At 67.8% G+C, this 8,226-nt stretch carries 7 protein-coding genes and 1 pseudogene; all 8 read left to right on the top strand.

Annotated features, from left to right (window positions below; all coding sequences use genetic code 11):
- Positions 1-156: 156 nt before the first annotated feature.
- Entirely contained in the window at positions 157-1,314 is a 1,158-nt protein-coding gene (locus VKP01_RS04795) for an FAD-binding oxidoreductase (RefSeq protein WP_324410791.1), read from the top strand.
- Positions 1,311-2,417 (top strand): FAD-dependent oxidoreductase, encoded by a 1,107-nt coding sequence (locus VKP01_RS04790; RefSeq protein ID WP_324410789.1) that lies wholly within the window; start codon positions 1,311-1,313, stop codon positions 2,415-2,417. Before VKP01_RS04795 ends, VKP01_RS04790 begins: the two co-directional genes overlap by 4 nt.
- Positions 2,414-2,752: a (2Fe-2S)-binding protein gene (locus VKP01_RS04785; protein ID WP_324410787.1), complete on the top strand. Its 339-nt coding sequence runs from the start codon at positions 2,414-2,416 to the stop codon at positions 2,750-2,752. Before VKP01_RS04790 ends, VKP01_RS04785 begins: the two co-directional genes overlap by 4 nt.
- The gene (locus VKP01_RS04780; RefSeq protein ID WP_324410785.1) at positions 2,749-4,197 is read left to right on the top strand and encodes an FAD-dependent oxidoreductase; all 1,449 of its coding nucleotides are present in this window, start codon (positions 2,749-2,751) and stop codon (positions 4,195-4,197) included. The genes VKP01_RS04785 and VKP01_RS04780 overlap by 4 nt, the downstream gene beginning before the upstream one ends.
- Complete coding sequence (locus VKP01_RS04775) at positions 4,187-5,365, top strand: FAD-binding oxidoreductase (protein WP_324410784.1); 1,179 nt, start codon at positions 4,187-4,189, stop codon at positions 5,363-5,365. Before VKP01_RS04780 ends, VKP01_RS04775 begins: the two co-directional genes overlap by 11 nt.
- Positions 5,352-6,065 (top strand): SDR family NAD(P)-dependent oxidoreductase, encoded by a 714-nt coding sequence (locus tag VKP01_RS04770; RefSeq protein ID WP_324410782.1) that lies wholly within the window; start codon positions 5,352-5,354, stop codon positions 6,063-6,065. The genes VKP01_RS04775 and VKP01_RS04770 overlap by 14 nt, the downstream gene beginning before the upstream one ends.
- A gap of 77 nt (positions 6,066-6,142) precedes the next feature.
- On the top strand, positions 6,143-7,687 hold the full coding sequence (locus tag VKP01_RS04765; RefSeq protein WP_324410780.1) for an ABC transporter substrate-binding protein: 1,545 nt from the start codon (positions 6,143-6,145) through the stop codon (positions 7,685-7,687).
- 98 nt (positions 7,688-7,785) lie between these two features.
- Positions 7,786-8,226: pseudogene (locus tag VKP01_RS04760) on the top strand (ABC transporter permease); the annotation flags it as partial.

Genomic DNA, 8,226 nt, shown 5'->3' with positions numbered 1-8,226 from the left:
CACGGTTTCGGCCTCGGCACCGGGATCGGCCTGCTCGCGGCGCAGCTCGCGACCGGGCGCGATCCCGTCGTCGATGCCAGCGGCTACGCCCTGTCGCGCTTCCGGCGCGGCCTGGCAGAGAAGGCGGCGTGAGATGATGATGTGGGAGCAGTCGTCATGAGCCATGTTGTCGTCATCGGCGCCGGCATTACCGGCCTCGCCACCGCCCATGCCCTGGCCCGGGACGGCATCGCGGTGACGCTGGTCGATGCCTATGGCCCTGCGGCGATGGCTTCGGGCTGGACGCTCGCGGGCGTACGCCAGTCCGGACGTGACCCTGCGGAATTGCCGCTCGCCCGCGAGGCCGTGGCGCTCTGGGCCACGCTCGACGAGGAACTCGACGCGCCGACCGGTTATCGCCGCAGTGGCAACTTGAGACTGGCCCGCGATGCGCAGGAGGCGCAGCGCATCGCCGCACTGGTCAAGGAGCAATCCGCCGTCGGGCTGGAGATCAGCCTCGTCGAGGGCGATGATCTGCGCGCGCTCGCGCCAGCCCTGTCACCAGAGATCGTTTGCGCCTCCCATTGCCCGAGCGACGGGCAGGCCGAACCGCTCGCCGTGGCGCGCGCCTATCGCGATGCCGGGGAGCGGCTGGGGGTCCGGTTCCGCTTCGGCACGCCCGTGACCGGGATCGATTGCACGGGCGGGCGGTTTCGCGCGCTGGAGACCGCTGACGGGCCGATCGCCGGCGATGCCTGTCTCGTCGCGGCGGGGATCGGGGCGCCCGGCCTGCTCGCGCCGCTCGGCCTTGATCTGCCGCTGCGCACGCCGCTGGTGACGATGGCGCTCAGCGAGAAGGTCGCACCCTGTCTCGATCAGGTTCTCGGGACGGCCAGCGCCAATGTTGCCGCCCGCCAGCAGGCGGATGGGAGGCTGCGCGTCTCCTCCGGGATCCTGCCGTGGGATGGCGCTCTCACACATGACGATCAGGGCCATCCGCGCGCCAGCCCTGATGCAGCGACCCTGTCGGGCATGCTGATGCGCGTGGCAGAGGTGCTGCCCGCCTTCGCCACCACGCCGGTCGAACGCTTCTGGGGTGGCGTGATCGATCTCACACCCGACGCCCTGCCGGTGCTCGGCCCGGTACCGGGAATCGCGGGGCTGCATGTCGCTTCGGGCTTTTCCGGCCACGGGTTCTGTCTCGGTCCGGTGACCGGACGCATCATGCGCGACCTGCTGCTCGGGCGAGAGCAGGAGCGGGACCTCGCAGCCTTCGCCTTCACGCGTTTCCGGGAGGGGGCACCGGCTACCGCGCCCCTGACGTTACACGGATGACGCGAGCCTTCGACATCGCGGTGATCGGAGGCGGGCTGGTCGGCTCGGCACTGGCGCTCGGTTTCATGCGAGCCGGGGCGAAGGTCGCGCTCTGCGATGGCGCACAGGATGATTTCCACGCCTCCGTGGCAAATTTCGGCCTGGTCTGGGTCCAGGGCAAGGGCCTCGGGGCACCCGATTACGCCGCCCTCTCGCGACGCTCCGCCGATGCGTGGGAGGACTTCGCGGGAGAGCTTTCTCAAAGCGGCGGTATCGATGTGCAGTACCGCCGCAGTGGCGGCGTCAAGCTCGCCCTCGGCGAGGCGGAACTGGACGCCTTCGCCGCCGGGATCGCGCGCATGCACAATCAGCCGGGCGGTGACAACGATACCCGGATCGTCGATCGCAAGACGCTGGATACCTGGTTTACCGGGCTCGGCCCCGAGGTCACGGGCGCGGCTTTCTGCCCGCATGACGGCCATGCCGATCCGCTTTCCACCCTGCGCGCCCTGCGCGCCGTCCTGAAGCCGCATGTGGAGACCTTGGCGCAGCCGATCCGGCGCATCCGCCCGCAGAAGCCCGACGGCTTTCTCGTCGAGGGGGAAACGCAGGCGCTCGCGGCGAAGCAGGTCGTGCTCGCGGCCGGGCTCGGCAATGCGGAGCTGGCGCCGATGCTTGGCCTCGATGCGCCCATTCGCCCACAGCGCGGACAGATTCTCGTCACCCAGCGGCGGCCGCAGATGCTTCCCATGGCCTGCCACACCATCCGCCAGACCGGCGACGGCACCATCATGATCGGCGACAGCAAGGAAGAGGTCGGCTTCGATCGCGGCACGACGCAGGCGGTCGCGACGCAGATTGCGCGCCGCGCCATGCGGATGTTCCCCGCGCTGGCCGATGCCGCACTGGTCCGCTCCTGGGGCGGTTTGCGGGTGATGTCGCCTGACGGGCTGCCGATCTACCAGGAATCGGAGCGCCATCCCGGCGCCTTCCTCGTCACCTGCCATAGCGGCGTGACGCTCGCCGCGGCCCATGCCGGCGAGGTCGCGCAGGCGATCATGGCCGGGCGCCTGAACGAGACGTATCACGCGTTTTCGCCGGATCGTTTCAGGGAGGCGGCATGAGCATTCCCTCCCGTGGCCTGTTCCGACGCGTCGATGACGCCGCAAAGGCTATGACCATTCACGTCGATGGCCGGCCCTTCACGGCATATTCCGGCGACAGTCTCGCCACGGCGCTGATTGCCGGCGGGCTGACGGCATTCGCGCGCAATCCGAAGACCGGCGCGCTCAACAGCCCGGCCTGCCTGATCGGCATCTGTTTCGGCTGCCTGTGCGAGGTCGATGGGCGCCCCGGCGTCCAGGCCTGCCTCACTCCCGTGAGGGAAGGGATGCAGGTGCGCACGCATCTGCCTGATGAGGTCGCCTCCGCTGACAATACCGGGGGCGCGCAAGCATGAGTCCGCGCAACGCTCCCCTTGATCTGATCGTCATCGGCGCCGGGCCCGCCGGTCTCGCGGCTGCGGGCGTCGCCGCCGGAGCCGGTCTCACCGTGATCCTGCTCGACGAGCAACCTGCCGCCGGCGGCCAGGTCTGGCGCAATGCCGGGGCGATCCTCGCTGATCAGGGCCCGCGCCGGATCTTCGCCGCGAGCTATCACCGTGCGGAGAAGGCGCTCGCACGTCTGGCCGCCTCCGGTGCCCGCCATCATGCGAGTGCGACGCTCGTCGATATCGCTCAGGAGGAAGAGGGTTTCGCCATCACATGGCTGCGTCGCGATGCCGGTCATGCGCCGGCGCTGCAGCACAGCATTGCCCGCAACGTCATCGTCGCCTGCGGCGCGCAGGAACGCGCCATGGTGTTCCCTGGCAGCCATCGCCCGGGCGTGATGGGGATCGGCGCCTTGCAGATCGCGATGAAGCAATCCGCGCTCGTGCCAGATTCCGAGGGCGTCGTGCTGGCCGGTCAGGGCCCCTTGCTGCTGCTCGCCCTCGCCCAGATCCGAAGTCTCGGCGGACGCGTCTCGGCCGTCCTCGACATGACCCCGCCCGGCACCCGCCGGCGTGCCGTGCGCCAGCTCCCCGCTGCGCTGCTTTCCGATCCCGCACTTGTGGCGCAGGGCATGCTGCTCTCCCTGCGCCGGCGCCTTTCCGGAATTCCGGTCCATCGTCACGTCACGCAACTGCGCGCTGAATCAGATGCCGCAGACGGCGCGATCACGCGCGTGCGCTTTCGCGCCGGCGACCGTGACATGAGCCTGCCCGCAACCCTGCTCGCCGTGCATGACGGGGTCATCCCCAACACCCAGATCAGCCGGCTGCTGGGGCTGGAGCATCGCTGGAACGCGGCACAGGCCGCCTTCGCTCCGGTCGTTTCGGAGGATGGTGAGACCGCCTTGCCCGGGCTCTGGATCGTCGGCGATGCGGCGGGAATCGGAGGGGCGGAACTCGCCGAGATTACCGGCAGCCTAGCCGGCCATGCAGTGGCGTCGCGCCGGATTCCCGATCATGCCGATACCCACCGCGAGACGGTCGCGCGTTTATGGCGCCTGCGCCAGAAAAAGCGTGCCGTGCGCCCCCTCGTCGATGCGCTCTACCCCACCCTGCCGCCGCCTGGTCCGGAAGCGGACGAGGCCGTGCTCTGCCGATGTGAAGCGGTGACCGTAGGCGCCATACGCCGGGCCGTGGCGCTCGGGGCGAACGGACCCAACCGCGTCAAGACCTTCACCCGTTGCGGCATGGGACCCTGCCAGGGCCGGATCTGCGGCAATCCTCTGACCCGGGTCTTGGCGCAGGAGACCGGCTCCACTCCCGACGCGACCGGTGCCCTGCGCATCCGCGCGCCGCTCAAGCCGGTGCTGCTGCGCGATTACCTCGAACAGCCGGAGGCCGCGCATGAGGGCTGATCTCGTCGTCATCGGCGGCGGGCTGGTCGGGCTCGCCTGCGCCTTCGAGGCGCGCCGGGCCGGGTTGGAGGTGCTCCTGCTTGAACGCGATACATGCGGTCGCCACGCCTCCTCAGCGAGCGCCGGCGGCGTGCGCAGCCTCAACCGCGATCCCGCCGAAATTCCCCTGGCCCGCGCCGCCCTGCCGCTCTGGGCGGGGCTTGCCGAGAGGCTCGGTGCCGATGTCGGCTTCGCTGCCAGCGGCCAGATTCGCGTGGCCGAAGACGAAACCGCCCTTGCCGCCCTCGAGGCCCGCGCCGCGCGCACGCAAGCTGCGGGCTGGACGCATGAGCGGATGATCGGGCCCAACGTCCTGTTCGAGCGGGTGCCCACCCTCGCCCGCCACTGCCTCGGTGCGCTCACGGTCGATGATGACGGTTTCGCCGATCCGCTGAAGGCCGTGCACGCCTATCGCCGGGCCTGCCTGGTCCTCGGGGTGGAGATCCGCGAGGGGGTCACTGTGCACGCCGTCGACCGCGCCGACGGACAGGCTCTCGAAGTCGTCACGGATCACGTGCGCATCCGTGCCGGATCGGTCGCCAATTGTGCCGGAGCTTGGGGAAGCCGGAATTGGGGGACGAAGCATCAGCCTTCGAACAGCCTTCCCGGGGAGCACATCCCGATGCGCGCGAGCGCATTGCAGATGATCGTCACCGCCCCCGTCGCCCCTTTCGTCACGCCGGTGATCGGCAGCCAGGGTCGCAAACTGTCGCTGAAGCAGACCGATGCCGGCGCAGTGGTGATCGGCGGCGCCTTCGAGGGGCGGATCGTGAGCGGTGCGGGCGAAACAGCCATGCGCGGCATCGTACTGCCCGAGCGGATCGCGGCCAATCTGGCCAATGCCGCCAACCTGTTCCCGCATCTGCGCGACGTACCGATCCTGCGTAGCTGGACCGGGATCGAAGGGATGGTCGAAGACGGCCTGCCGGTGATCGGCGCGTGCAGCCAAATCCCCGGTCTCGTCCATGCTTTCGGCTTTTCCGCCCACGGCTTCGCACTCGCCCCGCTCGTCGGCGAGATCGTGCGCGATCTCGTCACCGGACGGCAAAATCCCTTGCCGCTCGCGCGCTTCGCGCCGGAACGCTTCGCTTCGACGAACCGAAAAGAGATCGCCCATGCTCGCGCCTGAGGGACGCACCATCATGATCTCCGGTGCGAGCCGGGGCATCGGACGCGCCATCGCCGAACGGCTGCACGCGCGCGGCTACAATGTCAGTGTGGGCGCGCGCGATCGCGACAGGCTCGCCGGGAGCTTTTCCCACATCGCCGGATCGCGCTTTCTCGCCTGCCGCTACGAAGCCGGCGACCGCGACAGCCATGCGCGCTGGCTGGAGGAGACGCTCACACGCTTCGGGCGCCTCGACGGCCTCGTCAACAATGCGGGCACCAGCAACGGCTTTTCCATCGAGGCCGGTGAGGAAGAGGAACTCGACGCGCTGGTTTCGGCCAATGTGAAGGGGCCTTTGTTTCTCACCCGCTCCTGCCTGCCGCATCTGCGGACCAGCGGGGCGGGGCGCATCGTCAACGTGGCCTCGCTCTCGGGCAAGCGGGTGCGCAACGACAATATCGCCTATGCCATGACGAAATTCGCGCTGATGGCGCTCACCCACGGCACCCGCCGGATCGGCTGGGAAGACGGCGTGCGTGCCACGGCCCTGTGCCCGAGCTTCGTCGCTACCGACCTCACCGCAGGGGTCACCAAGGTTTCGCGCAGCGACATGATCGCACCCGAGGATCTCGCCCATCTGGCCGAGACCGTGATCGCGCTGCCGAATACCGCGAGCATTGCGGAAATGCTCGTGAATTGTCGCCTGGAAGATACACTTTGACGGGTGACAGGCATGCGTCGCAAGCGCATGCTGTTTCGTAACGGAAACAAAGAAGAGTCACAGAGGAGAACCGGAGCATGAGACTATCGACCTTCACCCTGGCCTGCTCGGCGATGCTTTTCGCCGGCAGTGCCTATGCCCAGCAGACGACGCTGACCATCGGTATGGCCAGCGCCGATGCGGGGCGCCTTGATCCGCACGTGGCGACGACCACGCCGGACAAGGGATTGCTGCACTACATGTTCAACGGTCTGGTGCGCATCGCGCCCGGCCAGGCGAGCCCGGAATATATCGAGCCGGATATCGCCGAGAGCTGGACCTCGTCGGAAGACGGCCTGACCTGGACCTTCTCGCTGCGCGATGACGTCGCCTGCCACGGTGACTGGGGCATGCTGAGTGCGGATGACGTCGTGTTCTCGCTCGAGCGCGCGGCCAATCCCGACACCTCGGCCTTCGCCAGCGATTTCCGCGCCGTCGAATCCGTCGAGGCCACGGCCGAGAACGAGGTGACCATCATCCTGTCGGAGCCGGTGCCAAGCCTGCTCGGCCTGCTCGTTCCCTATCATGGCGGCAACATCGTCTGCCAGGCCGCCGTCGAGGCCATGGGCGACCAGTTCGAGCGTGAGCCGGTGGGTACGGGCCCGTGGCAATTCGCGGAATACCAGCCGCAGCAATTCGTACGGCTCGTGGCCAACGAGAACTATTTCCGCGGCGCTCCGCAGATCAAGGAGATCATGCTGCGCTACATTCCCTCCGATTCGAGCCGTGACCTCGCCTTCCAGGCCGGCGAGATCGACATGCTCTACGGGCGTCAGGACCAGACATGGCTGGACCGCATCTCCGAGTTGCCCGATACCACGGTCGTGGCCATGCGTCCCGGGGAGATGTCACAGCTCATGCTCAACATGACCATGCCGCCCCTCGATGACGTGCGCGTACGCCGGGCAGTGGCCCATGCCGTCAACCGCGAGGCGATGGTGGAATTCAAGGGTCCTGACGTGACGCTGCCGGCGGTTTCGCCCGTCCCGGAGGGCTACCTCGGCTACACGGATGATGTGCCGCAATACGAGTACAGCCCCGAACGCGCCCGTGAACTGCTTGCCGAAGCCGGCTTCCCGGACGGTGTGACACTCAACGCGATCCACACCACCTTGCCGGGCATGCTCGCCACCATCGAGGCGGTGCAGGCGCAACTGCGTGAATCGGGCATCACCCTCGACATCGATCTGGTCGAGCACGCCACCTTCCACGCCCAGATCCGTGAGGATCTGAGCCAGGTGACGCACTACTCCGCGGCACGGTTCCCGGTCGCGGATACCTACCTCACGCTGTTCAACCATTCTGATTCCGCACCCGGGAAGCCGACCGCGAGCACCAACTTTTCGCATTGCGACGTTGCGGATCAGGAAATCGTGGCAGCGCGCATCGAGCCGGATCAGGCCCGCCAGCTCGAACTCTGGGCGGAAGCGCAGCGCAAGATCATGGATGCGGTCTGCGTGGTGCCGATCTACCAGAACATGCAGCTCTGGGCGTGGACGGACAGCCTCGATCTCGGTCATGAGGTCGTCGGATCGCTCAATCTGAGCCCGGCCATCACCGAGAAGTCGCGTTTCACGCAGTGAAGGCGGCGTCGCGACCGGGCCATGTGCCCGGTCGCACCCCCCATTTTCCGACAACATCACGCATCCGGACGAACCGCGTCCGACACTTGTGAGGCCGCATGGGAAGCTTCGTCCTCAAACGATTGGGCTTTGCCGTGATCACGTTGTTTTGCGTGCTCACCATCGTCTTTTTCATCGTCCGTATTCTGCCCGGGGATCCGGCGCTCGTGATCCTGGGCGACCAGGCCAGCCAGGCCGCGATCGAATCCCTGCGTACACGCCTCGGGCTCGATCAGCCGCTCTACATCCAGTATGTCGAGTTCATGGCGGGCGTCTTCACTGGCGACTGGGGCCAGTCCATGGTTTCGGGGCGGCCGGTCATCGCGGAAATTCTCAACGTCCTGCCGGCGACGATCGAACTCACGGTCGCAGCGCTGATCCTCGGCGCGGCGGTGGGCATCCCGCTGGGTGTCTGGTCGGCCATTCGCCGCAACAGCGTGCCGGATTACGCGATCCGCCTGGCCTCGCTGCTCGGCCTGTCCTTCCCCGCCTTCGTCTCG

It is taken from the genome of Saliniramus sp., from assembly GCF_035311605.1.
Classification (GTDB): Bacteria; Pseudomonadota; Alphaproteobacteria; order Rhizobiales; family Beijerinckiaceae; genus Saliniramus.
The sequence above is the reverse complement of the archived record's forward strand: the minus strand, read 5'-3'. Positions and strand labels throughout refer to the sequence as shown.

What these genes read in the sequence shown, in the direction of transcription:
- VKP01_RS04785 (WP_324410787.1), top strand. Translation starts at nt 2,414, where the DNA reads ATGAGCATTCCCTCCCGTGGCCTGTTCCGACGCGTCGATGACGCCGCA.
- VKP01_RS04790 (WP_324410789.1), top strand. Translation starts at nt 1,311, where the DNA reads ATGACGCGAGCCTTCGACATCGCGGTGATCGGAGGCGGGCTGGTCGGC.
- VKP01_RS04770 (WP_324410782.1), top strand. Translation starts at nt 5,352, where the DNA reads ATGCTCGCGCCTGAGGGACGCACCATCATGATCTCCGGTGCGAGCCGG.
- VKP01_RS04775 (WP_324410784.1), top strand. Translation starts at nt 4,187, where the DNA reads ATGAGGGCTGATCTCGTCGTCATCGGCGGCGGGCTGGTCGGGCTCGCC.
- VKP01_RS04780 (WP_324410785.1), top strand. Translation starts at nt 2,749, where the DNA reads ATGAGTCCGCGCAACGCTCCCCTTGATCTGATCGTCATCGGCGCCGGG.
- VKP01_RS04765 (WP_324410780.1), top strand. Translation starts at nt 6,143, where the DNA reads ATGAGACTATCGACCTTCACCCTGGCCTGCTCGGCGATGCTTTTCGCC.
- VKP01_RS04795 (WP_324410791.1), top strand. Translation starts at nt 157, where the DNA reads ATGAGCCATGTTGTCGTCATCGGCGCCGGCATTACCGGCCTCGCCACC.